The sequence below is a fragment of the Pseudodesulfovibrio hydrargyri genome, from assembly GCF_001874525.1.
In the GTDB taxonomy this organism is placed as follows: Bacteria; Desulfobacterota; Desulfovibrionia; order Desulfovibrionales; family Desulfovibrionaceae; genus Pseudodesulfovibrio; species Pseudodesulfovibrio hydrargyri.
The window spans coordinates 162,993-189,481 of sequence record NZ_LKAQ01000004.1 but is presented as its reverse complement, the minus strand read 5'-3'; the positions used below and the strand labels follow the sequence as shown (position 1 = coordinate 189,481).

Sequence of the window (26,489 nt, the reverse complement as noted above, 5' to 3'; positions counted from 1 at the left end):
TTCCAAAAAATGAGACAGGAGGGAGGCCGTGGCTGAGAAGGTGAGCCGCGAAGAGCGAGTCAAGGCTATCGAAAAGCGCCGGACGATCCGCATCAGGCGTTCGTCCCTGACCAAGAACAAGCTGGACGATATCGACAAGCCCGCCATCAAGATCGCCGAGACTCTGGACGAGTACCGGCAGGCGTTCAATATCGTCTACAAGGAATACGACCTAGTGGGGTACATCACCAAGCCCCATCCGGCGCAGCTCCACTACGGCATCCACAGCCTGCTGCCCACCACCTGCGTCTTCACCTTCAAGAGCTGCATGGACGTCATCTCCACCCTGACCCAGGTGGAGGATACCCGTCTGTTCGGCCTGCCCATGGACTCCCTGTACAAGCCGGAGATCGACGAGTTGCGCGCCCAGGGCCGCAGGGTCGCGGAGATCTGCGCCCTGGCCACCCCGAGCGAGGGGCGTTGGCACAACCTGCTCATGTTCCTGGGCAAGGCGTACTTCCAGTATGCCCTCGAGGCCAAGATCAACGACATCCTGATCATGGTCAATCCCAAGCACGTCACCTTCTACAAGGCCATTTTCATGTTCGAGGAGTTCGCTGAGGAGCGGTTCTACGCCCCGGTGGGCGCTCCGGCCGTGGGATTGCGCATCAATTACGACATTTTTTGGGAAAAGCTGGAGGAAACCTTCAAGGACCAGGAGTTCGAGACCGACCTGTACACCTTCTTCCGGCGCATCCACAACGCCGGGGTGGACAAGTACATGAAATTCAGCGGGGCGCGGAACATCCCCCTGGACTACGACGCGGCGCGGTATTTTTTTCAGGTCCGGCCCGAGATCCTGGACAACCTCGACGATGAGCAGATGGAGTACATCGAGACGTTGTACCACAAGGCCCTTTACAGCGCCGAGGACATCCAGAAGAGATATCCGGTGACGGTGTAGCCATGGCCGGCACGGATCAGGCAGCCGCCCTCAGGGCCATCGCCGCCGAATGGGGGCTGCGGGATATCTACGCCTACAACGAGGAGGCGTTTTCCCGGACCATCGGCTTCCTGGACGCAGCGGACATGGACCGGCTCATCAACGCGCGGGTGGCCGTGCCCGGCCTGGGCGGCGTGGGCGGCGTCCACGTCGTCACCCTGGCCCGTCTGGGGGTCGGCAAGTTTCACCTGTCCGACATGGACTCCTTCGAGCCCGCCAACATGAACCGCCAGTTCGGAGCGCGGGTCCAGCATTTCGGCAAATCCAAGCTCGACGTCATGGCCGGGGAGGCGCTCTCGGTCAATCCCTACATCGAGGTGGCCACGTTTCCCGAAGGGCTGAACGCGGACAACATGGACGCCTTCCTCAGGGGCGTGGACGTGGTGGTCGACGGCCTGGATTTCTTCGTCTTCGACGTCCGGCGCATGCTCTTCAACCGCGCCAGGGAGCTGGGCATCCCGGTCATCACCGCCGGGCCGCTGGGCTTCAGCTCGGCCCTGCTGGTCTTCACCCCGGACGGCATGTCCTTTGACGAATATTTCGACATCACGGACGGCATGGAGGAGACCCGCAAGTACCTCCACTTCGCCATGGGGCTTGCGCCCAGGGCCACCCACGCCCGGTACATGGACGCCTCGGTGGTCGATTTCGATCTGGGCAAGGGGCCGTCCACGATCATCGGCTGCCAGATGTGCTCGGCCCTGGCCGCCACCGAGGTGGTGCGTCTGCTGCTCGGGCGCAAGGGCGTCCGGTCCGCCCCCTATTACGTGCAGATCGACCCGTACCTGCGGAAAATCCGCCGGGGCAGGCTGCGCAAGGGCAACAAATCCCGTGCCCAGCGGCTCAAGGCCTGGCTCTTCGAGAACGTCATGCTCAAGCGGGCCAAGCGCGTGGGCTGCGAGCCCATGGCCGCGCCCAAGCTGCCGGCCGAGGGCGAGAGCCTGCGGCCGGTCCACGATTACCTGCTCAAGGCGGGCGTCCAGGCGCCGTCCGGCGACAACGTCCAGCCGTGGCGCTTCCAGGTCGGGGACCACGGCGTGGAAGTGCGCATGGACCTGGCGGCCGACGATTCCTTTTTCAATGTGGGCAACCTGGCCACGGCCATCGCCTCGGGCGCGGCCGTGGAGAACATCGCCATCGCGGCCAGGGCCTGCGGGCTCACGCCAGCCGTCGCCATGGGCCCGACCCCGGACCGCCCCGACCTGGCGGCCTCCATAGGGCTGGAGCGGGCGCAACTTCCCCGAGAGGATATTCTGGTGGACGCCCTGTGGCGGCGGCACACCAACCGCAAGCCGTACCGCAAACGGCAGATTCCGGCCGGGATGTTCAACCGCTTCGGCGCGGTGGCCTCGGAGGCGGGCGGCAATCTCGGCTGGATCAACACGCCGGAGCAACTGAACAAGCTGGCCGACGCCATCTTCCTCGCCGACCGCATCCGCATGGAGCGCCGGGACTTGCATGAACATCTGGTGAGGATGGTCCGGTTCACGCCCCAGGCGGCCGAAGCGACCCGCGACGGCCTGCCGCTCAAGAACCTGGAGGCGGGGTTGGGGGGCGAGCTGTTCCTCAGGGCGACCAAGTCCTGGAAGACCATGCGGGCGGCCAATATTTTCGGCGCGAGCCGGGTGGGCGCGGGCATCGCGGCCAAGGGCATCCGCCACAGCGGCGGGGCCGGACTCCTGACCGTGCCCGGCACCGGCATCGCGGACTTCCTCCAGGGCGGCCGCGCCCTGCAACGGGTCTGGCTGACCCTGACCCACTACAACCTGCGCATGCAGCCCATGACCGCGGTCACGCTCTTCCGGTTGCGCTGGCTGCTGGAAGGGCCCGACACCTTTTCCCCGAAGCACCGGGACATGCTCTCCTCAGTATGGGCCAGCCTGGCCGAGCTCTTCCCCAAGGTCTGGGCCCAGGGGCCGGTCATGCTCTTCAGGGCCGGATTCGGCAAGCCCATCCACTTCGGCACTTACCGCCGTCCCGTGGAATCCTTCCGCATCTAGACGGACCTTCCCCGGCCGTCACCTTTCGAGGGCGGGGCGCTTTCGCCTTAGCCGGGTTTCCTTTGTCTTGCCGTTTCGTCTGCCCCAGGGCAGGGGAGCCCGCTCGTATTGACAAGGGCGGTCGAGCCCGAGGATGGGACGGAAGATGTCGAAAATAAGAACACCCGCCGGGACGGCGGGCGCGGGAATCGCGGCCTGTCCGGCCGCTGCAATGTATGAAGCGGGTGCGGCTTGCGCCACACCCGCTTGATACCGTATCGGGGATTTGCTTGCTCAGACCTTGATGACTTAGGCCTTCTTGAACTTCCTGCGGAAGCCGACCAGGCCGAGCAGTCCGAAGCCGAGGATCAGGAAGGTGGAGGGTTCCGGAGTGGCCACCAGGGTGATGCGGGCGTCGCTGCCGACTTCGAAGACGGTGGTACCGCCAGCCCCGCTCCCGGGGGCGATGGCGCGCAGCGCGTTGTCGAAGTCGAACTTCAGGAACGTGTCGAGCCAGGGGTAGGCGGCGGCCAGACCCGCATCGGTCGGCGTGAAGGAGATCAGGGTCTCCAGCGGGTTGGCGTCGAACAGGGCGGTGATGTCCGTGTCGCTCTGCTCGTAGGTGCCGTCGCCGGGGGTGGAGGTCCTGGCATCGCCAATGCCGGTGGTCAGGGACAGGGTGGCGAGCATGGTTGCCGTCCCGATGCTGTCCTTGTTGCCGATGTACATGCCGATGTCGCCGCCCGTGTATTCATAGGAGAAGTCGGTGGCGGAGGAGCCGGTGATGATGCCGGTCAGATTGTCGGAATAGAAGAACAGCTGATCGATAGTGGCGCCACTGTCCTTTGTCAGGTACAGAGGCGTGGAAGTACCGCCCACCGGAGTGTAGGACACGGTGTAGATCAGGGAAACGACGTCAAAGGCGTCGCCCGGGCCGAAGCCGGGATTGGTCGGGGTGGGCGTGCTGCTGAGTTGCTGGTAAATGGTTCCGTCGCCGGTGGCGGACAGGAATTCGATGTTATTGACGGTTCCGTAAGCACCGAGATCGAGATTCCAGCCGAAGATGGTATCGGCCTGGGCCATGGCGGGCATGGCAAGCACGGCCAGAGCCAGTGCGAAATGCATAAACAACTTCTTCATAACGAGCCCCTTTTGGTATTAGGTTCAAAGTTGCTCTCATTGATGCAGTTGGCGTGCCAAAATATAATACGCTGAATTTATGTTGTTTTATTGCGATGAGACAGCGCAAAAGAAGGAATGTGTTAAGGGTTCCGACAGGTTTTCGGGGTGGTTTTTACAGTTTTTCGGCCTACCAGAACCGCCAGTTCTGGGTGGTCAGAACGTAGGCGGCCAACAGGCCGTTGGTCACCGCATGGCTGAGGATGCATTGGGCCAAGCTCTTGGTTTTCCAGTAGATGGCATTGTAGGCCAGACCCGCCAGGACGCCGGCGAGGTAGAGTTGGTGCTCCAGGCCGAACAACACGGCCGTGGCCGGGAAGGTGAACAGGGTGAAGGTTCCGGCCCGGACCGCCATGAAGTCCCGGTCGATCAGGTAGCGGGCCAGGAAGGAGCGCCAGAACAGCTCCTCCATGACCGGGACCACGACGACCGCGCCCGCCACCCGGGCGAAGATAAGCGCGTATGCCCAACCCGGCGCGGCCTCCGTGGGATCATACGAGGTCAGCTCGCCCTGGACGGCCCAGGGCAGATCCAGGTTGATCCACAGGAGGAAGACGGCGGCCCCGGCGCAGACGCTGAGCGCGGTGGGCACCGCCCGGCGCAGCGAGCCCCAGTCCAGGTCGGTGTAGAATTTCCTGAAGGCCAGCAGGGCCGTTGCGACCAGGGCGATCTTGGCCGGGTAGAGGCCGAGAATGAAGGACGGGGACGGCGGTTCGCCGCCGAACAGGGCCGGGATTTCCAGCGCGGCCACGAAGGCCATGTACAGGCCGAAGGGGATGACCCGCGCCGGCAGGTCGTGGGTGTTTGGTCTCATGGCTATTGACCGCCTGCGCCGGACCCGACCTGGTTTCTGACCAGGCCGGGGTTCTCGCTGGTGAGGATGAACACGTCGCCGGTCAGCCCGGTGACCAGGCCGTCCTGGTTGTCCAGGGCGATGATGGCCTCGAGTACCTTGGTGTCCGCCTTTTCGCGGGGCAGGTCGAGGGTCACGGTCTTGGGGCCGGTCATGTCCCCGACCCGTTCGATCCTGCCCTGGAAGCGGAGGCCGCCGAAGGCTTCGGAGGTGAAATACGCCTCCTGGCCCGGTTCGAGGAGGGCGGCGTACTTCTCGTTGATCTCGGCCCGGATCTGGTAGCGGCTGATGTCCGCCACGGTCAGCACCGGGCACTCGAAAAAGATGGACACGTTCTCGCCGGGCTGGCGGTGCACGCGCAGGACCCTGCCGTCGACCGGGCTCCTGAGCCGGGTCTTCTCGAGCTGGGCCCGCATGTCCACGGCCCGCTGCACGGCCGCCTCGTACTCGGCCCAGGCCGTGGCGATGTCTTCCTTGCGCGAGAAGTTCTTCATCACCAGGTAGCGCTGGCGGGCCTCTTCATATTCCTTTTCGGCCACCAGGTACTCGGTCACGGTGCGGTCCACCTCCTCCTTGGCGATGAGGTTCTGGTCGAGCAGTTCCTTGCGCCGCTTCATTTCCACCCGCGCGTTCTCCATGACCGACTTGGTCCGCTGGACCACGGACAGGGTCTCGGTCTTTTCCTCCTGGCGCGCCCCGGCCATGAGCTTTTCATATTGCGCCTTGAGGGCCTGGGCGTCGGACCGGGCCGCCTCGAGCCGGGCCGAGTATTCGTCGTCCCTGAGCCCGGCCACCACCTGCCCTTGTTTGACCGCGTCGCCCTCCTCCACCAGAACCTCGTCCAGCAGGCCGCTGATCTCGAAGGCCAGGCGGCGTTTCTGGGAGACGGGTTCCACCCGGCCGAATCCGGCCACCCAGGGGGAGTGCCCGTCGATTTCGGGCATTTGTCCGAAGGTCTCGGTCCGCCGGTCCGTGGCGGGCAGGTAGTCGTCGAGCCATTGCGGAGACCGCCAGTGGACGAAGGCGGCCACTCCCAGGATGACTATGATGATGGCGATAACGGTTTTCATGCTACTGTCCGCCGTCGGTCGGCGTGGTTGGGGCCGCGGCCAGGGCGCCGTCCTCGATGGTCAGCATCCGGTCCGCGTAGCCTATGGTGCGCGGGTCGTGGGTGACCATGACCACGCAATGGTCGCGTTCATGAGCCAGTCCGGTCATGAGTTCCACTATCATTTTCCCGTTGGCGGAATCCAGCGCGGCCGTGGGCTCGTCCGCCAGGATGATGCTTGGCCGCCCGGCCAGGGCGCGGGCGATGGCCAGCCGTTGCTTCTGGCCGCCGCTCATGGTCTCGGGCATGGACTCGGCCTTGGCCTCAAGCCCCACGGATTCCAGGGCGGTCAGGGCGCGCTTGCGGGCCTCGGCCCCCTTGATCCCCCGCAGGTGCAGGGCCACGAGGATGTTGTCCACCACCGACAGGGTGGGGAAGAGATTGTATTCCTGGAAGATGAACCCCAGGTGCTCGAGGCGCAGCGCGCCGAGCCTTCGGGCGCTCAGCCCGGTGGCTTCGATCCCGTCTATGGCCAGGGTCCCTGAACTGGGCCGCAGGATGCAGCCCATGATGGAGAGCAGGGTGGTCTTGCCGCTGCCCGAGGGGCCCATGAGCATCAGCACCTCTCCCCTGTCCACGGACAGGGTGATGTCCTTCAGGGCGTAGGTCAGGTTGTCTCCGGAGCCGAAGTGCTTGGAGACGCCGTTTATTTGTATGACGGTCCGGGAATTCGCCATGCTACCTGCCCTTGAAGACCAGCGCCGGGTCCAGGCGCATGACCTTGCGGATGGAGATGACCGCGGAAATGATGCACATGGCCAGGGTCAGGCCGAGCATGGCCAGTTTCAGCCCCCAGGGGAGGACGATGACCATGGCCGAAAAGGCGCTCATGTCCGAGATGATGCTGGCCGCCAGGATGCCCAGCCCGTATCCGAGCAGGGCGGAGATGGCCGCCTGGACGATGATGATCGAATATATGTAGGCGTTGGGCGCGCCCATGGCCTTGAGGGTGGCGAACTCGGCGATGTGGTCCAGGGTGGTGGCGTACAGGGTCTGGGCCACGATGACCATGCCGACCACCAGGCCGAGGAAGGCCGCGATGAGCAGCCCGGTGCCCGCCCCGGTGTTGAACATCCAGTATTGCTGGGTCTTGGCGCTGAACTCCGGGGTGGTGTAGACGTCCACGTGGTCCACCCGCCCGGCGATGGCTTTTTTCAGCCGTTCCGGCGTCGCCCCGGCCTTGCCCCGGACCAGCAGGTAGGTGAATTCGCCCGGCTCCAGGAAGGTGTAGCCCCGGGCCACGTCCAGGGAGGCGAACACGTAGGGGGAGGTGGTGAACGACCGGATGCCCTGGGTCAGGGCCGCCACCCGCGCCTTTTTCCTGTTGATCTCCACCTGCTCTCCCAATTGGGTCACGCCGAGCTTCTCCATGTATAGCTGGTCGATGACGATGGAGTCCCGCAGGTCGAGCATCTTGCCCGAGCCGCGCACGAAGTTCCACGGGCCGCCCATGTCCTTGTCGGTCTCGTAGCCGATGATCTCGATGGATTCCTGCAGCCCGTCCGGTTTTTTCCAATCCGCGAACCGGATGATGAACTTGGCCACGTCCTCGACTTCGGGCAGGGACAATACCTCGTAATACTTGCGCTCCTTCAGGGGCAGGGCGATGTCGAAATTCTTGACCCCCCGGGACGTGACCCAGACATCCGCGCCGGAATTGTCGATGACCGCCGAAATGGTGTGGGTGAAGCCGAGAAAGAGCCCTATCTCCACCGTGATCAGGACCACGGCAAAGACGATGCCGGTCAGGGTCACGCACAAGCGCACCCTGTCGTGGAATAGGTTCTGTCTGGCTATCCGGTATATCATGGAGGTCGCTCTTTTCGAATATAGGCCTATCCGTATCAAGTTCACGGACCTTTGTCTTCCTCAGCTTTGCAAAGAAGTTACGGTCGGCCGGACCGCTTGATGGTACGGGCCGGGGCGGATTTTCACGCAATCAACACACCCTTTCCGGCCCGGCTGTCCGGGCCCGCCCAGCCCCTGTCCGGGAAATCCGGAAAAGTCGGAATAGGAATCAATATCAAGCAATGTGATGGAATGGAGTGGATCAATCCGAATCACCGATATTTAGAGAATATTTAGATAAAATTTAGAAAATACTTCCTCGGGGCGGCCCGTTCGCCATCGCCTCGAGCGGCCAGGAGGAACATGGAGGTAATGGGCCATTTCCGGCGAAAAAATGGTCCGGTGCGGGACAGCCTGTGGAAAAGTGAGAACCGAGGGTCAGTGACGATGTCTCTTTTTTTCACATTTGCCCGGGCGGCCAGCGGGGACAGGGTCGGATCCCCTCATTTTTTGAGGGGAATTGGGGGCCCGGCCAGACTCGAAGGGGTGTCCGGTTTTCCCGGACAAAGTATGGATGAAAACCCCGCCAAAGGAGAGCTGATTGTCTGTTATAATCAGTTATTTTATATGGTTACTTGTTTGTCGACGGCTTGGCATACTTATCGCAGTAGTGGTCGTCCCAACGGCCGAACGGCTGGCCGCGAACGACAATTGACATCTCTCTGGAGGCTGTAGTGAACGCTCGAGTTGCATCCATATTCTTCCTTCTGCTCCTGACCGCCGCGCTGCCCGCGTGCGGACAGAACTCCGAGGCTGATCTCATGGCCGAAGGCCAGCGCTACATGCAGGAAAAGAACTACCAGGGAGCCATCGTCATCTTCAAGACCCTGCTCGAGCAGTCTCCGGAAAAGATGGAGGCGCGCTTCGCCCTGGGCAAGGCCTACCTGCGGACGGGAAAGCTGGACCAGGCCGAGAAGTCTTTTGAGAAGTACGCCCGCCAGAATCCGTATGACGCCGAACTGCTGCTCGAGACCGGCCGCCTGAAGCTGTTCCGCCAGGACTATGCCGGGGCCGCCGAGACCCTGGCCGCGTACACCGAAAAGGAACCCAAGTCCGCCGAGGGCTTCAGCCTGCTCGGCCGCGCCGACTGGGCCCAGGGCAAGGACGAGGAGGCCAAGGCCATGTTCGAAAAGGCCCTGTCCCTGGATCCCAACCAGGAGGAGGCCGAACTGGCGCTGGCCCAGATGTCTCTCGCCCAGGACGACCCGGACAGGGCCAAGTCCCTCGTCGACAACCTTCTCGCCGCCTCCCCGGACAACCGCGAGGGGCTGTATTTCAAGGCCAAGCTCGCGGGCATGCAGGGCGACCAGGAGACGTACCGCGACACCATGAAGGCCCTGGTCAAGGCCCATCCCACCGACGGCTACGCCAAGTTCCTCTACGCCAAGACGCTGCTCGCCGAGGGCGATTTCGACGGCGTCACGGCCCTGGCCAACGAGCTCCAGAGCGGCGCGCCGAAGATGCCGTTCGGCAAGATGCTCAAGGGCATGGTCAGCTATGCCCAGAAGGACTACCGGGCGGCCGTCAACGCCTTCCAGGAGGCCGTCGCCATCCAGCCCGACATCGAAGGGTATTTCTACCTCGGCATGAGCTATTACGGCATGGGCGACCTGGAAACGGCCATTTCCCAACTGCGCGTGGCCGCCGACCGGTCCGACGACTTCCTCAAGGCCCGCGAAATGATCAGCCTCATCCTCTTTCAGCAGAAGCGCTTCAACGAGTCCATCGCCGAGGCCCAGAAGATCATCGAGGTCGATTCCAACAACGTCCTGGCCCGGGTCATCCTGGGCGACGCCTACACGGCTCAGGGCGACCCGGACATGGCCCTGGGCGAACTGAAGGAAATCACGGAAAAGAACCCGAATTTCGCCAACGCCTTCATCAAGATGGGGGCGCTGTATTACGAGAAGGGCGAGATGGGCGAGAGCGAGGAGGCCCTCAAGGGCGCCATGAACGCCGCCCCGGACAACATCCGCCCCCGTCTCGTGCTGTCCAGCTTCTACCTCCGCAACGGGGACAAGGATCTGGCGCAGAAGGTCCTCAAGGACGGCCTCAAGGGCACCCCGGACGACGTCCCGCTGTATGTCTCCCTGGCCCGCATGTCCCTGTTGGACAAGGATTCCGCCAAGGCGCGGGAGTATCTGGACCAGGCCCGGTCCCTGGATGCCAAGAACCCGGCCCCGTATATGATGCTCGCGTCCATCGACCTGGCCGAACGGGACACCGACAGCGCCCTGGCCGAATACAACGCCCTGCTCGCCCAGCGCGAGGGATTCGTCAGGGCCCTGCTGGCCAAGGCGGTGGTCTTGGATACCCTGGGCAATGCCGGCGAGGCCGTCGCGGCCTACAAGGAAGCGGTCAAGTCCGGCGATGCCACCGCCTACATGGCCTACGCCGGTAGCCTCCGCAAGGCCGGGGACAACGAGGGCGCGCTGGCCGTGGCCAACGAAGGGCTGGGCCATTCGGCCCACAATATCCGGCTCACCCAGCTGAAGGCCGACATCCTCTACGGCATGAAGCGGTACGAGGAAGTGCTGGAAATGAGCAACGGGATCGAAAAGATCAACCGCGAGGCGGGGCTCAGCCTGCGCACCCGGACCTTCGTGCTCATGAAGGAATACGACAAGGCCGTGGCCGCCGCCCGCCAGATGTGCGATTTCAATCCCAAGAGCCCGGCCGGGTATTTGATCCTGGCCGACGTCAACATGAACGCGGGCCGGTCCGACGACTGGGGCAGGGCCTTGAGCGAGGGCGTGGAGAAGTGCGGCCCGGATTCGGCCCTGCTGCTGCAGCTCGGCCGCTATTATTCCAGCCTGGGCGACTATCCCAAGGCCCTGACCTATTTCGACTCGGTCATCAAGAGCGACGGGAACTCCTTCCAGGCCCACGCCATGCAGGGCGACGTCTACCTGACGACCGGCCGCACGAACAAGGCCGTCGACAGCTATTCCAGGGCGCTGGAACTGAACGACAGATACATCCCGGCCCTGAACAACCTGGCCATGATCTACGTCGAGGACCCCAAGACGGCTCCCGAGGCGTTGCGCCTCGCCTACAAGGCCTATCTGCTGGCGCCGTGGAACCCCTCGATCATGGACACCTTCGGCTACGCCCTGGCCATGAACGGCAAGGCGGACACGGCCGTCTCCATCCTGGAGAAGGCGGCGTCGGTGCAGGCCGATGACCAGAACATCAACTATCATCTCGGTTACGCATATTACAAGGCGGGCGACCGGGAGCAGGCCCAGGCCAGGCTCAAGACCGTGGCCGACTGCGCCCAGTGCGAAAAGAGCAGGGACGCCCGCGAACTCCTCAAGGCTATGGACGGCGAATAGGCCGCCCGATCAAGAGGGAGGGACAATCATGGTAGCAATAGCATCACTCAGAGTATTCAAGGACTTTTTGTCCCTGGCATTGGCCCTGGTTTTCGGCTCGCTGCTGTTCTTCAACGACTTCGGCGAGATCCTCTCGGTATTCCAGGGACGCTACTACGACCTGGCGGCCCTGGTCGCCGTGGTGCTGGTCTCGTCCTGCATCGTGCACATGACCCTGTACGCCACCAAGGGCGACAAGACGGACGGCTATCCCAGCCTGTTCATCAGCCTGATCCTGGCGACCAACGTGGCCTTTGTGGTCTACTGGCAGACCGGTCTGTTCATGCGCCTGGAAGAGATGGTCCTCCTGGTCCTGTGCCTCTTCGGCCTCTTCCAGTCGAGCTGGATCGTGCTTTCCCGGAACTGGCGGAAGATTCCCGGCATGGTGCACCGCGTGGTCATCGTGGGCAACGGCGAGCTGGCCGACGAGATGAAGGGGCTGGCCCTGGCCTCGAACGGCCGCTACCAGTTCCGCGACTTCATCGAGTGCGTCCCTGGCCAGTGGTCCGATCCGGAGGCCCAGGTGGACAACCCCACCCGCGAGATTCTCGACCGGGCCAAGAAGGCCAAGGCCACCAAGGTGGTCATTTCCCTGACCGAGCGCCGTGGCGCCTTCCCCCTGCAGGAGATTCTGAACTGCAAGCTCAGCGGCATGGAGGTCCTGGACGCCCCCGAGTTCTACGAGCGCGTCAACGGCAAGCTCATGCTCGAGAACATCACCCCGAGCTGGTTCATCTTCTCCAAGGGGTTCAAGATCATGGGGTTGCGCCGCTTCTTCAAGCGCATCGGCGACATCGTCCTGTCCCTGATCGGCATCATCCTGGTCTCGCCGCTGCTGCCCCTGGTGGCCCTGGCCATCAAGCTGGATTCCCCGGGCCCGGTGCTCTTCAAGCAGATCCGCGTGGGCAAGGCGGACGAGAACTTCGTCATCTACAAGTTCCGCTCCATGCGCCAGGACGCCGAAAAGGAATCCGGCGCCGTGTGGGCGGTGCAGGGCGACAACCGCATCACCAAGCTGGGCGCCTTCCTGCGCAAGTCCCGCATCGACGAGCTTCCGCAGCTCTTCAACGTCCTGATCGGGGACATGAGCCTGGTGGGCCCGCGCCCGGAGCGGCCCGAGTTCGTCAAGGACCTGAAGAAGGTCATCCCGTACTACTCCGAACGCCATTTCGTGAAGCCCGGCATCACGGGCTGGGCCCAGGTCCGCTACCCCTATGGCGCGTCGGTCGAGGACGCCATTGAAAAGCTGCGCTACGACCTGTATTACATTAAGAACTATTCGTTGTTTCTCGACCTCAGGATCATGATCGACACCATATCCGTCATGGCCAGGAAGATGGGACGCTAACAAGGAGATCGGTATGCGGATTTCAGGCGGTATCGTTAAAACATGCGTATTGGTTGCGGCGCTGGTCCTCCTGGCGCCCGCCCCGGGCCACGCCGAGGACTACGTCATCGGCGAGGGAGACGTGCTCTCCGTGCACGTCTGGGGCGAGGACGAACTGAACTCCACGGTCACGGTCCGGCCCGACGGCAAGATATCCATGCCCGGGGTCGACGACATCGAGGCCGCGGGCTATACCCTGCCCCAGCTCAAGGAGCAGCTTCAGAAGCGCATAGCCAGCCTTATCAAGGATCCCATCCTCAACGTCTCCCTGGTCGCGACCGTCAACAGCCGGGTCTTCGTGGTCGGCGGCGGCGTGGAGCCCCGGGTCTTCGACATGCCGCAGCGCACGACGCTTCTGCGCGTGCTCGCCTCCCTCGGTTCCCTGGCCCGGGCCGACCTGCGCAAGGCCTACGTCTACCGCGACGGCAAAAAGGTGATGTCCGACTTTGACGGACTCTTCTACAAGGGCGAGTTCGACAAGGATATCCGGCTTGAACCGGGCGACACCATATTCATGCCGGTCAAGTACGACCAGAACGTCTACGTGGTCGGGGCGGTCAACCAGCCCAAGGCCATCCTCTACCAGGACGGGCTCACCGTGCTGGACGCGCTGCTCATGGCGGGTGAATTCAGCAAGTACGCCAACGAGGACGAGATCGTCATCGTTCGCACCACCGACGGCAAGAAGGAGCGCATCCCGGTCCGCACCAAGGACCTCCTCAAAAAGGGCGATCTGAAGCAGAACGTCCAGCTCCAGGCCGGCGACTACATCATCGCGCAAGAAAGCTTTTTCTAGGAAATACGCATGGCCAATCCGCAGTCAGATGCCTTTTCCAGTGAAGGCAGCTTCGATCTCATGCGCTATGTGCAGTTGGTGCTCAAGCGCAAGGGCCTTTTGGTCCTCATCGCCCTCGTAGCCATGTTCGCGGCGCTCGTCGCCGCGTACGCCATGCCCAAGAAGTACAAGGCCGAGTCCATCGTCTTCGTCGAGCAGAACGTCATCAGCGACCTGGTCAAGGGCATAGCCATCACGCCGTCCATGGACACGAAGATCAAGGCCATCAAGGTGACCATGCTCTCCAGAACCATGATCCTCGGCGTCATCAAGGCCCTGGACATGGATGTCCACGCCGCCTCGGACCGCGACCTCGACGCCATGATCGCCGGGTTGCAGAATAACATTCAGGTCCGGCTGGACGAGCGCAAGGGCGTCTTCATGATTTCCTATGAGGACGCGATCCCGGTCAGGGCCAGGGACGTGGTCAACACCCTCACGCGCATTTTCATCGAGGAGAACACCTCCACCAAGCGCAAGGAGTCCTTTGAGGCGACCCAGTTCCTGGCCGAGCAGATCGAGGTTTTCAAGAAGCGTATCGACGCGGCGGAGAAGGAGATCGACAAGTTCAAGGCCGAGTCCGGGCAGGTCCTGTTCGCGGACGAGGGGGCCATACGGTCGGAACTCAACGACGCGAGCGTCCGGCTGGAGGAGCTGCGCATCCGCATCAATGCGCTGAAGACGTCGAGGAGCCTGCTGGTCAGCAACACGCCGCTTCGGCTGCAGCTGGACGAGCAGCAGAAGGTCCTGGAGTCCATGCGCGGCCGGTACACCGAAAACCATCCCAAGGTCCGGCAGCTGGAGAACGCCATCGCCGCGACCAAACAGCAGATCAGGAGCAGCGGCGATTCCGAGCTGAACGCCGTATACCGGACCTCCGAGTACCAGTCCATCAAGGTGAACCTGGCCTCGCTCGAGAACACCAGGCAGAACCTGGAAGAGGAGGTTCGGAAAAATCGGGAAATCCTGCGCAAGATCCCGGCCGTGCGCAGCGAGCTGGCCGAGTTGGAGCGCAAGCGGAAGAACGAGACGATCATCTATGAAAAGCTCGTTTCCCGCTACGGGCAGTCCGAGGTCTCCAAGGAAATGGAGCTTCAGGACAAGTCCATGTCCTTCAGGGTCCTTGATCCGGCGGTGGTGCCTTCCACCCCCTCCAAGCCGAACAGGCCGTTCATCATCCTGCTCGGCATCGTGGGCGGGATAGGCCTGGGCATCGGCGTCATCGTTCTCCTGGACGTGATCAACCCGAGCATCAAGACCCTGGACGACCTCAAGGAGTACGGCGTGCCCGTGCTGGCGGTGATCCCCAAGGTCCGGGACGAGGAACAGATTGCCAGACAGCGCGTCCGCGACCGGTGGATCTATGCCGTGGGCATCCTCGGCATCGTGATTTCCCTGTCCTTCCTGGTCATGGAATTTCTCCACCTCGGTTTGGTGGACAAAGTGATAGCCACAGTCGTCGACATGATCGGCTGACGGGAGAAGAAATATGAGCAGAATAGAAGAAGCACTGAAGAAAGCGACCCAGTTGCGCGGCAGGGAGGAACAGCGGCAGGACCGCGCGATCCCCACCGGCCCCCACGGCGGGGAATCGGCGAACGACCTGGGCCGCGCCCCCAGGAAGGAGATCCCCCAGGAGGTGCTCGACCGGGTGGCCGGGCAGCACATGCTGGTCTCCCTCAACGATATCGTGTCCCCCGCGGCCGAGGAGTTCCGCAAGCTGAAGCAGAATCTCGTCCGGCTGACCAAGAAGAAGGGATTCCAGAATACCATCGTCATCACCAGCGGCACCGTGGGCGAGGGCAAGAGCGTGACCTCCACCAACCTGGCCATCAGCCTGGCCCAGGAATTCGACCACACCGTGCTCCTGGTGGACGCCGACCTGCGCAAGCCCTCCTGCCATGAACTGCTGTGCTTGGACCAGGCCTACGGGCTTTCGGACTGCCTGCTTGAAGGCACCGACGTCAGCAACGCGATCATCCGGACCGGCATCGGCAAATTGTCCTTCCTGCCGGCCGGAACGCCCATGGCCAACCCGGGCGAGCTTCTGGCCTCCCAACGCATGGCCACGGTCCTGCGCGAGATGAAGGAACGGTATTCCGACCGCTTCCTGATCATCGACACGCCGCCGGTCCTGCCCTTTGCCGAAAGCCGCATCCTGGCCCGGCTGGCCGACATGGTGGTCCTGGTCGTCAGGGAGCAGCGGCTGTCCAAGTACGAGCTGAACGAGACCCTGGAGGCCCTGGGCGGGGCCAACGTGGCCGGAGCCGTGTTCACCCAGGCTTCCAGCGGGCATTCGGTGGCCGGCTACAGCGGGTACGCGCACTACAGCTACAAATACTCTTACAATGCCTGATCGGGCATTGAGGCGGCGCCATGTACGAGGAATTCTTCAACTTCAGGTCAAAACCCTTCGACCTGCTGCCGAACCCGGACATGCTCTTCATGAGCCGTTCCCACGGCAAGGCGCTCTCGTACCTGCGGTACGGCATTGAGGAGCGCGTCGGGTTCATCCTCCTGAGCGGCGAAGTGGGCGCGGGCAAGACCACGCTCATCCGCGAACTCATCAAGCGCCACCTCGACAACGTGACCCTGGCCAAGATCTTCAACACCAAGGCGGACTCCCATCAGCTCCTGACCATGATCAACGACGATTTCGGCCTGGAGACCGACGGGCGGTCCAAGGCCGCGCTGCTGCGCGACCTGAACGAGTTCCTCATCGACCAGTACGCGGCCGGGAAGCGGGCCGTCCTGATCATAGACGAGGCCCAGAACCTGTCCACGGACCTGCTGGAGGAGATCCGCATGCTTTCCAACCTGGAGACCGATGGCGGCAAGCTGCTTCAGATCGTCCTGGTGGGTCAGCCGGAGCTGCGGGACACCCTCAACAGCCCGGAACTGCTGCAGCTGCGGCAACGCATCCAGATCGGCTGCCACCTCAAGCCCCTGGACCGGGAAGAGGTCACCGAGTACATATATTACCGGATGGAAAGCGCCGGGAACAGGGAGGCCGTGACCTTCGCGCCCGACGCCCTGGACCTGATCCACGACCTCAGCCGCGGGGTGCCGCGCCTGATCAACATTTTGTGCGACTATCTCCTGCTCGACGCCTTTGCCGCCGAGAAGCGTGACATCGCCGGAGAGGACGTCGCGGCCATCGCCGAGGAACTGGATTTCGAGCGGCAGTACTGGCAGAGCGAGCAGGAGAGGCCGACCGGGGCGGCCACGGGCATTCACAGGGCGAGGAAGCTGCCCAAGCGGGCGTCCCAGGTGCTCAAGACCATAAACGATCTGGGGAATCGCCTGGATGCGCTGGAGCGCTCTTCGTCCCGGACCGACCAGAACGCCGTGGCCGTTCTGATGAACCGGCTGGAAAGCGTGGAGAAGAGGCTGAAGATGCTTGAGGACGGCATGGAGTCCGTCAAGGCCATGTGCTGGAACAGGATGGCCCAGCCGAGGCTGGAGCCGACGGCAAAAGTTGAAAAAAAAGAGGAACGTCCGGCGAAGAGAGGATGGGCCTACAGGCTCTTGTTCGGAGGTGAGTAGGCGGAGATTCCGGGGCAAGCGCCTTGCAATGCAATTGAATAGCTAGTAAAGCTTTTAAAATTCATTGCATGGGTCTGCATTGTTCGTCCGCAGAGAGGGTGTTGTGTTCACAGTACGCATGTCGATAATTCCCGTGGTACTCCTGGTTCTCGGCCTGCTGTTCCCGTGGGCGGGCGCGGCCGAAGGCGCGGACTTCGTGTTCAAGCCGAGAATCTCGACCTCCATGGAATACAACGACAACGTCACGGAAACACAAAACCCGGAAGGGGACTACGTGTGGATCGTCAAACCGGGACTGAGCGCGACGTACGAACATTCCAGGGTCCTCTTCGATTTCTCCTACGATTTTGAAAACAAGAAATATCTCGATCAGAAAAAGGGTGACGAACAAAACAATTTCCTGAGCGCACTGGGGAATTTCGAGGCCATCAAGGATCTGTTCTTCATAGATGTTTCCGACTCGTATAAACAGGTATACCAGAACGTCACCAGGGGCGACGTGGAAGAGGGCGACACCTCCATCGGAACCACGGACCAGAACACCTTCAGCTTCAGGCCGTATTTCGTCTTTCCGCTGCAGGCGAGGACCAACCTGACCACCGGAGCCTCGTTTCAGGATATCTGGTATTCCGAGGAAGGCAGCGTCGACAAGCGGCTATATGATCTCTACGCGGACGTGAACCATGAACTGACCGACAGGTGGACGATAACAGGGGGAGTCGGGTTCCAGAAACAGGAGCCGCGCTGGGAAGACGGAGAGTTTGAACGGTACAATCTGAATCTCGGAACCACGTACTCCTATGCGGAGGGTTCTTCGATTGAAGTCAGCATCAAGCCGACCTATACGGATTACAAGGAAGAGGGCACCTCGGACAAGCAGTACACCCCGTACACCATCGCCATAACCCACGCGTTCTCCCCGACCATCGTCGGCAAGATGTCGTCGGCCATGAATTTTACGGAGGATCCCGAATCGTCGGACACGAGGAACCAATTTGTCCAGCAGGCCAGCCTGACGGGCGCGTACGAACGGGGAAACATCACTGCGGCGGTCGCGTATTATGACTATGAAACAACCGATTCGGGCGGCAATACGACCTATTGGCGGCCGAGCATAAGGGGGACGCACAGCCTGACGGAGCGGATGAGCTTCAATTACAACACCTACATGAACCTCTATACGAACCCGGACTGCGAAAAGACGATATTTTCTCTGGTCAGCCTGAGCTACAGCATGTCCGAAAGCCTCTCCTCAAGCTTGTCGTACCGGTACAAGATGCACGACGAGCAGACGGACGGGAACGACTACAGGTCCAATTCCGTCGCGTTGACGTTGACGTGGCAGCGATGACGGATCGGTGTCCGGAGTAATTGCAAGGGGAGGGTAGCGAGCGGTACGAGTCGACGAATACGGTACAGGGATGTGGTCCAAAGGAATGATCTATGAGACGTTTGCCTGAAATGCCCGATACCGCGTGCGAGCGCAACCTCGCCGCGGCCGCAGCCCCCAAGCCGTATGGTTCTTCGGAACGTGACGGACGCAATGCCGCAGCCATGGGCGGGCATGCGCCCTTTTTTTCGCATGACGGAGGCTGCGGATGCTGAGCGGCGCCGTGCAGATGCTGGCCATCGTCCTCGCGGTCCTGTATCCCCTGGCGGCCGTCATGCGCGGCGGCCGGAGGTGGGAGACCGTATCCCTGCTCATCCTGCTCTGGCTCGTGGCCGGCCTGGGCGTGTGCGACTACCTGCTCCTCGAGTATCCGGCGGACTTCCTGGTCCTCAGCCAGGTCTCCCTCTACTGCATGGCCCTGGTCTGCCCGGTCTGCATCCTGTTTTCCAATGCCTACCGCCGGGAGTTCTCGTTCCCGGAGCTGCCCGCCACCCAGATGCTGCTCATGGGGATGTCCCTGGTGCCCCTGGTCATGACCCTGGTCTTTCCGGCCCGGGATTTTTATTATTCCCCCGACTTCCACACCGATAAGACCCTCTTTCTGGAGCCGGTGGCCTTCTTCTTCTACCTTCAGGTCATCCTGTTCATGGCCGTGTCCCTGTTCAATCTCGAGGCGACCATCGCCAACGCCCCCCACGGGGTGAAGTGGAAGATCAAGTTCTCCATCGTCGGCGTGGGCACGATCCTGGCCTCGTACGCGCTCTACTACAGCCAGTCCATGATCTTCCGGGCCATCGACACCGGGTTCATCACCACGCGTTCCCTGGGGCTGACCGTGGGCGTGCTGCTGATGGCCTACTCCGAGTTCACCCGGGGCAACGACGAGAGGATCACCATCTCCAAGAGCCTGACCTACCGCTCGTTCGTGGTCCTGTTCTGCGGCCTCTTCCTGGTCCTGGTCGGGCTTGTGGGCGAGGGGCTCAAGATATTCGGCAGCCAGTTCAACGCCTACGCCTTCGCCACGGTAGCTTTCCTCGGCGTACTGGGCCTGGTGGTCATCTCCCTTTCCGAATCCATGCGCCGCAAATTCCGGCTGGCCATCCAACGCCACTTTTACGGCGAGAAATACGACTACCGTATCGAATGGAAGCGCTTCACGGACCGGGTGACCAACTCCCGCAGCCGGGACGAACTCTACAAGAACATCCTGACCGTCTACTGCGAGACCTTCGGCATCGTCGGCGGGTGCATCTTCCTGCAGGGCCGGCACAGCACGGATTTCGCGCCCATCTGCTTCCACGAGATGGACGAGTCCAGGATGACCATCCCGGCCCGCTCGCCCCTGGTCCGCCTGCTCAAGGACCGCCTGCACATCCTGGATCTGCGCCGCGAGGAGGTCGACCTGGGCGAGGAGGCGCAGGCCTTTCTGGCCGAGCGCTACGGCCGGTTCATCGTGCCCATCCGGACCGCCCGGTCCCTGGTCGGGATCATCGTCCTGGGCGCGCCCATCAACGTGGTCGAGAACTACGACGAGGAGGACATGGAGCTGATGGAGGCCGTGGCCATGCAGGCGGCGGCCGTGCTCATGAACATGCGCCTGGGCGACGAACTGGCCGAGGCCCGCGACATGGAGGCCTTCGGCAAGGTGGCGGCCTTCGTCCTGCACGACCTCAAGAACCAGGTCTACCCCCTGTCCCTGCTCGAGGAGAACGCCCGTGAATACATCAACGACCCGGAATTCCAGCAGGACATGCTCGACTCCCTGAGCAACATCGTGGGCCGGATGAACACGCTTATCGCCCAGCTGACCAACATCCCGACCAAGGGCTCCCTGAGCCTGAAGGTGGTGGACCTCATGGAGGTGGCCAAAAAAGCGGCCGAGGCCCTGCCGTCGGCCAAAATCGAGTTCACGGGCGCGCCGGTGCTCGTCGAGCTGGACGTGGCCGAGTTCAAGAAGGTGGCGGTCAACCTCTATCTCAACGCCATGGAGGCCGGGGACAACGCGCCGTTCAAGGTCTTTGTGGGCGACGAGAACGGCCCGGTCATGCGGGTCTCGGATTCCGGCGCGGGCATCGACGAGGAGATCCTGGAAGGCGGGCTCTTCGTGCCGTTCAAGACCACCAAGAAAAAGGGTATGGGCATCGGCCTGTATCAGAGCAAGCAGATTCTGGAAGCCCACGGCGGCTCCATCGTGGCCACGAGTCCGGAAGGGGGCGGGGCGATCTTCACCGTGACCCTGCCCGCCCCGGCCGAAGCGGGATAAACGAGACAAACCAACGGGTTCTTATCCATGCAGAAGCTTTTGATCATAGACGACAACGACGAGATCCTCCGGCAGCTCAAGTGGGGGCTGTCCAAGTCGAACTACGAGCTCGTCTTCGCCCGCGACGGCGAGGAGGGACTCAGGCTTTTCAAGAAGCATACCCCGCCGGTGGTCACCCTGGACCTCGGGCTGCCGCCGCACGAGAACGGCATCGGAGAGGGGCTGCGTTGCCTGGGCGAGATGCTGCGCATGGACCCCACGGCCAAGGTCATCGTCATCACCGGCAACGAGGAAAAGGACGCGGCCCTGCAGGCGGTCCGGCTCGGGGCCTACGACTACTACAAGAAGCCGGTCAACCTGGATGAGCTCAAGGTCATGGTCGACCGGGCCATGTACCTGCAGAACATCGAAAGCGAGAACCAGGAACTGCGCAGGAAGACCGTCAACGAGAGCGGCATCGTGGGCGAATGCGCGCGCATGCAGGCCGTCTTCAATCAGATCGACCGGGTGGCCGCCTCGGACGTGCCGGTCCTGATCTGCGGCGAGTCCGGCACCGGCAAGGAGCTGGTGGCCCGGGCCGTGCACCAAAAAAGCCTGCGCGCGGACATGGAGATGGTCTCGATCAACTGCGGCGCCATCCCCGAGAACCTGCTGGAGTCCGAACTTTTCGGACACGAGAAGGGCGCGTTCACCGGGGCGAACAAGCTGGTCAAGGGCAAGGTCGAGTACGCGGACAAGGGCACCCTGTTCCTGGACGAGATCGGCGAGATGCCCATGGCCCTGCAGGTCAAGCTGCTGCGCTTCCTCCAGGAGATGGTCGTCACCCGGGTGGGCGGGCGCAAGGAGATTCCGGTGGACGTGCGCATCATCACGGCCACCAACATCGACATCCAGAAGGCCATGGAGGAGGGCGCGTTCCGCGAGGACCTCTTCTACCGCATCGGGGTCATGACCATCAACCTGCCGCCCCTGCGGGAGCGCGGCGACGACATCGAGCTTCTGGCCAACTATTTTCTCAAGTCCGTGTCCGTGGGGCAGCGGACCACGTCCAAGCGGTTCTCCGGGGAGGCCATGGCGTGCATCAGGGGGTACGAGTGGCCGGGCAACATCCGCGAGTTGGAAAACCGGGTCAAGCGGGCGGTCATCATGGCCAACGGGCCGGAGATCATGCCCGAGGATCTCGGCATGAAGGGTGACGAACCTCTGCGCCAGAAGCTCCAGACCAACGACATCTCCCTGAAGGACGCCCGGCTCCTCCTGGAGCGGGACATGGTCGAGAACGCCCTGGAGAAGTTCTCCGGGAACATCGTCAAGGCCGCCGCGTCCATCGGCGTCAGCCGGCCCACGTTCTACGACCTGATGAAGAAGCACGGGCTCAAGAGCTCCTAGGGCGCGGTGGAAACCAGAAGACAGACCAGGCCCCGGACCGACGGGGCGAAACATAGCGAACGAGGTTGAACATGTTGCAGCCAGTCATTCTTTGCGGCGGGGAAGGCACCCGCCTGTGGCCCCTGTCCCGGACCCTGTACCCCAAGCAGTTCATCGAGGTGTCCGAAGGACGCGTGCTCTTCGCCGACGCCGTGTCGCGCTGCATGTCCCTGCCCAAGGCCGCCGAGCCCATCGTGGTCTGCAACACCGAGCACCGTTTCCTGGTGGCCGAGCAGCTGCGCAGGCTCGGCACGTCCGGGCGCATGGTCCTGGAGCCCTTCGGGCGCAACACCGCACCGGCCGCGGCCGTGGCCGCCCTCATGGAGCATGGCGGCGACCCGGTTCTGCTGGTCATGCCCGCGGACCACTCCATCGCCGAGGGCGAAGCCTTTGCCCGGGCCGTGGCCCTGGGCTATGAGCGGGCCAAGCAGGGGCGCTTCGTCTGTTTCGGCGTGGTCCCGGACCACCCCCACACCGGGTACGGCTACATCCGCAAGGGGCAGGCCGCGTCCGAGGGCGTGTTTTCCGTGGACAGCTTCGTGGAAAAGCCCGGGCGCGAGGCGGCCGAGGAGTACGTGCGGTCGGGCGAGTATCTCTGGAACAGCGGCATCTTCCTGTTCAAGGCATCCAACTACCTGGACGCCCTGGCCGCCCACGCCCCCGGCATCCTCAAGAGCTGCCGGACGGCCGTGGAGAACAGCTACCGGGACCTGGACTTCATCCGGCTGGGCGAGGAGGAGTTCGGGCAGTGCCCGTCGGATTCCATCGACTACGCGGTCATGGAAAAGGTGGACGGCATCGAGGTGGTCCCCCTGGACATGGCCTGGCGCGATCTCGGCTCCTGGAAGAGCCTGCACGACATGCACCCGAGCGACGAGGCGGGGAACAGCCTGCTCGGCGACGTGGTGGCCGAGGACACCGGCAACTGCTACGTGCGCTCGTCGGGCCGTCTGGTGGTCACCCTGGGGCTGCGGGACACCACCGTGGTGGAGACCACGGACGCGGTCTTCGTGGCCGCCAACGACAAGCTGGACAACATGAAGTCGGTCATCCGCCGCCTTAAGGACGCGGGCAGGCCCGAGACCGAGGCGCACAAGATCGTCTACCGTCCCTGGGGCAGCTTCGAGTCCATCTCGGCGGACGACCGGTTCCAGGTCAAGCGGATCATCGTCAAGCCGGGCGAGGTCCTGTCCCTGCAAAAGCATTTCCACCGGGCCGAGCACTGGGTGGTGGTCAAGGGGACCGCCCGGATCGTCAACGGGGACAATGAGTCCATCCTGTGCGAGGACGAATCCACGTACATCCCGCTGGGCAACATCCACCGCCTGGAAAACCCGGGCAAGATTCCCCTGGAACTCATCGAGGTCCAGACCGGCAGCTACCTGGGCGAGGACGACATCGTCCGGCTCGAGGACAAGTATAAACGCTAGCCCCGGCCGATGCGGCCAGGAGAATGTGAGCCATGTGCGGAATCGCGAGCTTTTTGAGCAACAGGCTGTGGGTGGCCGTGCCGGACGTATCCTGGCTCGGGGAGCTCGAGGCGTCCTTTGCCGAGGCCAACGCCGGGACCGACCTCCTCGCGGCGTCCAAGCCGCTGAATGAGCTGGCGGGTCGGTTTTATGATCTGATGTCGTTCGGGGTGCACATGCGGCTGGTGGGGGATGCGGAGGCGCTGGGGGCGTTGTCGTCCATCCGGGACACCATCCGGGCGTTGCGCAACGCGGCGGCCGTGAAGCTGGAGCAGGGGCCGCGCACGGACGAGCTGGAGTCGCTGCGCGAGGCGTTGGACGACTATCTGTGGCAGATCGAGCGCGAGGTTCTGGTCAACGTGGACCGGACGCTGGCGCTCATGCCCGGGGAGTTGGCCGGGGACGTGGAGGCGCGGGACCGGCATTTTCTGGCCTGGGGGGCCGAGCAGGTGCTCCAGTCCATCGACAAGCTCGAGGTGCGCGGCCGCGACTCGGCGGGCGTGGCCCTGGCATTCGTCCTGCCCGAGGGCGTGGATCCGGAGGCCGGTCTGACCGCCGCTCAGAAACAGGAATTGGCCGACCGCTCGTCCATCAACAACGCCGACACCCGCCAGGTGCTGGTGCGCAAGCTCGCCGACGGCCGGACCGCCTGCCGCTTCCTGTACAAGGTGGCCCAGCTGGTCGGCCAACTCGGGGACAACGGCGCGGCTCTGCGCGAATTCATCAAGCATGACGAGCTGTTGTGGACCATGTCCCAGGGGCTGCGGACGCTGAACATCATCGCCCACACCCGATGGGCGTCCAACGGGATCATCTCGGTGCCCAACTGCCATCCGGTGGACGGCCTGGTCGAGGGCGACATGTCCACGGGGCTGGAAAAGACCATGTTCGTGCTCAACGGCGACGTGGACAACTACCGCACCCTGGTGGAGGAATCGGTCCTGTCCAAGGGGGCGCACATCCCGTCGGCCATCTCGACCGACGCCAAGATCCTGCCCGTGCTCTTCCACCTGGGCGTGGAGGAGAGCGACGACGCCGAGGAGCGGTTCCGCAACGTGCTCAGGCGCTGCGAGGGGTCCCTGGCCGTGGTCATGCAGAATTTGAACGACTTCGACTCGCAGTTCCTGGCCCAGAAGGGGTCGGGCCAGTCCTTTTACATCGGCCGCACGCAGGACGGCTGGCTGGTGGCCAGCGAGGCCTACGGCATGGCCGCCCGGGCGCGGTCGTCCTTCCCGGTGGCCGTGCACCGCCAGGGCGGGGTGTCCGTGGTCCTGCGCGACACCGACCCCTCGGACGCCGTGCCCGTGGCCCGCTACCTGGACAACGGCGAGCCCGTGGCCCTGGCCGAGGAAACGATCGAGATCTTCTCGCGCGACATCTTCCGGGGCGAGTACGCCCACTACATCGAGAAGGAGATCCACGAGGCCCCGGACTCGGTGCGCAACACCCTGCACGGTAAATATCTCAAGAAAAACGGCGGTGTGGAGTTCCTGCCCGAAGGATTCGGGCGCGGCCCGGCCCTGGTCGGGCGGTTCCGGGACAAGACCCGGCCCATCCGGCGGATCATCTGCGTGGGCCAGGGCACGGCCGCCGTGGCCGCCATGGCCGTGTCCCGGCTGCTGCGCCGCACCCTGGCCGACACCGGCATGGCCATCGAGTCCTACACCGGGAGCGAACTCATCGGGTTCATGGGCGACGAGGGCATGGACGACGTGTTCCTGATCCCGGTGTCGCAGTCGGGCACGACCACGGACACCAACCGGGTGGTGGACCTGTGCCGCGACCGGGGCGCGTGGGTCAACTGCATCGTCAACCGGCGCAACTCGCCCCTGGTCCAGAAGTCGGACTCGCACATCTACACGAGCAACGGCCGGGACGTGGAGATGGCCGTGGCCTCGACCAAGGCGTTCTACTCCCAGATCGCGGCGGGCAAGCTGCTCTCCCTCTGGCTGGCGGACATCCTCGGGACCATGGACAAGGGGGCCATCCTCAAGGAAATCGAAGCGTTGGAAGGGCTGCCCGCGAAGATCGACAAGGTTTTGGAGAACAAGGAGCAGATCGCCGAAGTGGCCCGCAAGTACGCGCCCGTGCACCGCTACTGGGCCCTGGTCGGCAACGGCGCCAACTGCGTGGCGGCCCAGGAGGTGCGCATCAAGCTGTCGGAATTATGCTATAAATCCATCCCGTGCGACGTCACGGAGGACAAGAAGCACATCGACCTGTCCACCGAGCCCCTGACCCTGGTCATGGCCTCGGATTTGCCGGAGATGGTCGTCACGGACACGGTCAAGGAGACGACGATCTTCAAGGCGCACAACGGCTCGCCCATCGTGTTTTGCGCCGAGGACGAGGACCGCTTCGACCGGGTGGCCGAGGCCACGGTCAAGGTGCCGCGCGCGGGCGGCGGCCTGGATTTCGTGCTCGAGACCGTGGCCGGGCACTGGTGGGGCGTGTCCGCCGCCAAGGCCATCGACGGCCACGCCGAGCCGTTCCGCAGGGCCCGGGTGCTCATCGGCGGGATGCTCGAGGGCAACACCACCTTCGATCGCGAAAAACTGCTCATCGCCCTGAACGAGTGCGTCGAGCGCATCGCCTCGGGCGCCACGGACTCGGCCCTGCCCGCCCGGGTGGCCGCATCCCTGGCCAACTACATGCTCTGGCTGGTCAACCAGGCCCGGGCCATCCAGGCCACCGAGGCCCGCCTGCCCGACATCCTGACCATCCTGAACAAGGCCATCGAGGAAATGACCCGCCCCATAGACACCATCCGCCACCAGGCCAAAACCGTCACCGTCGGCATCAGCAGGCCGCAGGGCTAGGGCGGACTGGTGACCGAACACGCAACGGC

Annotated in this window: 18 protein-coding genes; 13 read left to right on the top strand and 5 right to left on the bottom strand. The window is 63.3% G+C overall.

Annotated features, from left to right (window positions below):
* Nucleotides 1–28: 28 nt before the first annotated feature.
* Nucleotides 29–943, top strand: a complete 915-nt coding sequence (locus BerOc1_RS05365; protein WP_242652871.1) for an N-acyl amino acid synthase FeeM domain-containing protein — start codon at nt 29–31, stop codon at nt 941–943.
* Nucleotides 944–945: 2 nt separating this feature from the next.
* Nucleotides 946–2,982: a ThiF family adenylyltransferase gene (locus BerOc1_RS05360; protein WP_071544709.1), complete on the top strand. Its 2,037-nt coding sequence runs from the start codon at nt 946–948 to the stop codon at nt 2,980–2,982.
* Nucleotides 2,983–3,270: 288 nt separating this feature from the next.
* On the opposite strand, the gene BerOc1_RS05355 is transcribed toward BerOc1_RS05360, so the two are convergent.
* The 5 genes from BerOc1_RS05355 to BerOc1_RS05335 all read right to left on the bottom strand — a co-directional run bounded on the left by BerOc1_RS05355 (nt 3,271) and on the right by BerOc1_RS05335 (nt 7,910).
* Complete coding sequence (locus BerOc1_RS05355; RefSeq protein WP_071544707.1) at nt 3,271–4,101, bottom strand: PEP-CTERM sorting domain-containing protein; 831 nt, start codon at nt 4,099–4,101, stop codon at nt 3,271–3,273.
* A 169-nt stretch (nt 4,102–4,270) separates the two neighbouring features.
* Complete coding sequence (locus BerOc1_RS05350) at nt 4,271–4,954, bottom strand: CAAX prenyl protease-related protein (protein ID WP_071544706.1); 684 nt, start codon at nt 4,952–4,954, stop codon at nt 4,271–4,273.
* Between the two features lie 2 nt (nt 4,955–4,956).
* Nucleotides 4,957–6,063, bottom strand: coding sequence for an HlyD family secretion protein (locus BerOc1_RS05345; RefSeq protein WP_071544705.1), 1,107 nt, complete (start codon nt 6,061–6,063; stop codon nt 4,957–4,959).
* Nucleotide 6,064: 1 nt separating this feature from the next.
* Complete coding sequence (locus tag BerOc1_RS05340; protein ID WP_071544703.1) at nt 6,065–6,778, bottom strand: ABC transporter ATP-binding protein; 714 nt, start codon at nt 6,776–6,778, stop codon at nt 6,065–6,067.
* 1 nt (nt 6,779) lies between these two features.
* The gene (locus BerOc1_RS05335; protein WP_071544702.1) at nt 6,780–7,910 is read right to left on the bottom strand and encodes an ABC transporter permease; all 1,131 of its coding nucleotides are present in this window, start codon (nt 7,908–7,910) and stop codon (nt 6,780–6,782) included.
* A 713-nt stretch (nt 7,911–8,623) separates the two neighbouring features.
* Between BerOc1_RS05335 and prsT the strand changes: the two genes are divergently transcribed.
* The 11 genes from prsT to BerOc1_RS05280 all read left to right on the top strand — a co-directional run bounded on the left by prsT (nt 8,624) and on the right by BerOc1_RS05280 (nt 26,460).
* Nucleotides 8,624–11,284, top strand: coding sequence for an XrtA/PEP-CTERM system TPR-repeat protein PrsT (gene prsT, locus BerOc1_RS05330; protein ID WP_071544701.1), 2,661 nt, complete (start codon nt 8,624–8,626; stop codon nt 11,282–11,284).
* Between the two features lie 28 nt (nt 11,285–11,312).
* Nucleotides 11,313–12,671 carry a TIGR03013 family XrtA/PEP-CTERM system glycosyltransferase gene (locus BerOc1_RS05325; protein ID WP_071544700.1) on the top strand — a complete coding sequence of 453 codons (1,359 nt, stop codon included), beginning with the start codon at nt 11,313–11,315 and terminating at the stop codon, nt 12,669–12,671.
* A 13-nt stretch (nt 12,672–12,684) separates the two neighbouring features.
* The gene (locus BerOc1_RS05320; protein WP_071544699.1) at nt 12,685–13,506 is read left to right on the top strand and encodes a polysaccharide biosynthesis/export family protein; all 822 of its coding nucleotides are present in this window, start codon (nt 12,685–12,687) and stop codon (nt 13,504–13,506) included.
* A gap of 9 nt (nt 13,507–13,515) precedes the next feature.
* Nucleotides 13,516–15,021, top strand: coding sequence for an XrtA system polysaccharide chain length determinant (locus tag BerOc1_RS05315; RefSeq protein WP_071544698.1), 1,506 nt, complete (start codon nt 13,516–13,518; stop codon nt 15,019–15,021).
* Nucleotides 15,022–15,034: 13 nt separating this feature from the next.
* Nucleotides 15,035–15,901, top strand: coding sequence for an XrtA-associated tyrosine autokinase (locus tag BerOc1_RS05310; RefSeq protein ID WP_071544697.1), 867 nt, complete (start codon nt 15,035–15,037; stop codon nt 15,899–15,901).
* Between the two features lie 20 nt (nt 15,902–15,921).
* Nucleotides 15,922–17,091 carry an XrtA/PEP-CTERM system-associated ATPase gene (locus tag BerOc1_RS05305; protein WP_071544696.1) on the top strand — a complete coding sequence of 390 codons (1,170 nt, stop codon included), beginning with the start codon at nt 15,922–15,924 and terminating at the stop codon, nt 17,089–17,091.
* A 118-nt stretch (nt 17,092–17,209) separates the two neighbouring features.
* The gene (locus BerOc1_RS05300; protein ID WP_071544695.1) at nt 17,210–18,442 is read left to right on the top strand and encodes a TIGR03016 family PEP-CTERM system-associated outer membrane protein; all 1,233 of its coding nucleotides are present in this window, start codon (nt 17,210–17,212) and stop codon (nt 18,440–18,442) included.
* A 247-nt stretch (nt 18,443–18,689) separates the two neighbouring features.
* Nucleotides 18,690–20,744, top strand: coding sequence for an XrtA/PEP-CTERM system histidine kinase PrsK (gene prsK, locus BerOc1_RS05295; RefSeq protein ID WP_071544694.1), 2,055 nt, complete (start codon nt 18,690–18,692; stop codon nt 20,742–20,744).
* A 27-nt stretch (nt 20,745–20,771) separates the two neighbouring features.
* Nucleotides 20,772–22,133 carry a PEP-CTERM-box response regulator transcription factor gene (gene prsR / locus BerOc1_RS05290; RefSeq protein WP_071544693.1) on the top strand — a complete coding sequence of 454 codons (1,362 nt, stop codon included), beginning with the start codon at nt 20,772–20,774 and terminating at the stop codon, nt 22,131–22,133.
* A gap of 71 nt (nt 22,134–22,204) precedes the next feature.
* Nucleotides 22,205–23,602, top strand: coding sequence for a mannose-1-phosphate guanylyltransferase/mannose-6-phosphate isomerase (locus BerOc1_RS05285; RefSeq protein WP_084641113.1), 1,398 nt, complete (start codon nt 22,205–22,207; stop codon nt 23,600–23,602).
* A gap of 32 nt (nt 23,603–23,634) precedes the next feature.
* The gene (locus tag BerOc1_RS05280) at nt 23,635–26,460 is read left to right on the top strand and encodes an SIS domain-containing protein (RefSeq protein WP_071544691.1); all 2,826 of its coding nucleotides are present in this window, start codon (nt 23,635–23,637) and stop codon (nt 26,458–26,460) included.
* Nucleotides 26,461–26,489: the final 29 nt, after the last annotated feature.

What these genes read in the sequence shown, in the direction of transcription:
- BerOc1_RS05360 (WP_071544709.1), top strand. Translation starts at nt 946, where the DNA reads ATGGCCGGCACGGATCAGGCAGCCGCCCTCAGGGCCATCGCCGCCGAA.
- BerOc1_RS05355 (WP_071544707.1), bottom strand. Translation starts at nt 4,101, where the DNA reads ATGAAGAAGTTGTTTATGCATTTCGCACTGGCTCTGGCCGTGCTTGCC.
- BerOc1_RS05350 (WP_071544706.1), bottom strand. Translation starts at nt 4,954, where the DNA reads ATGAGACCAAACACCCACGACCTGCCGGCGCGGGTCATCCCCTTCGGC.
- BerOc1_RS05345 (WP_071544705.1), bottom strand. Translation starts at nt 6,063, where the DNA reads ATGAAAACCGTTATCGCCATCATCATAGTCATCCTGGGAGTGGCCGCC.
- BerOc1_RS05340 (WP_071544703.1), bottom strand. Translation starts at nt 6,778, where the DNA reads ATGGCGAATTCCCGGACCGTCATACAAATAAACGGCGTCTCCAAGCAC.
- BerOc1_RS05335 (WP_071544702.1), bottom strand. Translation starts at nt 7,910, where the DNA reads ATGATATACCGGATAGCCAGACAGAACCTATTCCACGACAGGGTGCGC.
- BerOc1_RS05325 (WP_071544700.1), top strand. Translation starts at nt 11,313, where the DNA reads ATGGTAGCAATAGCATCACTCAGAGTATTCAAGGACTTTTTGTCCCTG.
- BerOc1_RS05320 (WP_071544699.1), top strand. Translation starts at nt 12,685, where the DNA reads ATGCGGATTTCAGGCGGTATCGTTAAAACATGCGTATTGGTTGCGGCG.
- BerOc1_RS05315 (WP_071544698.1), top strand. Translation starts at nt 13,516, where the DNA reads ATGGCCAATCCGCAGTCAGATGCCTTTTCCAGTGAAGGCAGCTTCGAT.
- BerOc1_RS05310 (WP_071544697.1), top strand. Translation starts at nt 15,035, where the DNA reads ATGAGCAGAATAGAAGAAGCACTGAAGAAAGCGACCCAGTTGCGCGGC.
- BerOc1_RS05305 (WP_071544696.1), top strand. Translation starts at nt 15,922, where the DNA reads ATGTACGAGGAATTCTTCAACTTCAGGTCAAAACCCTTCGACCTGCTG.
- BerOc1_RS05300 (WP_071544695.1), top strand. Translation starts at nt 17,210, where the DNA reads ATGTCGATAATTCCCGTGGTACTCCTGGTTCTCGGCCTGCTGTTCCCG.
- prsK (WP_071544694.1), top strand. Translation starts at nt 18,690, where the DNA reads ATGCTGAGCGGCGCCGTGCAGATGCTGGCCATCGTCCTCGCGGTCCTG.
- prsR (WP_071544693.1), top strand. Translation starts at nt 20,772, where the DNA reads ATGCAGAAGCTTTTGATCATAGACGACAACGACGAGATCCTCCGGCAG.
- BerOc1_RS05285 (WP_084641113.1), top strand. Translation starts at nt 22,205, where the DNA reads ATGTTGCAGCCAGTCATTCTTTGCGGCGGGGAAGGCACCCGCCTGTGG.
- BerOc1_RS05280 (WP_071544691.1), top strand. Translation starts at nt 23,635, where the DNA reads ATGTGCGGAATCGCGAGCTTTTTGAGCAACAGGCTGTGGGTGGCCGTG.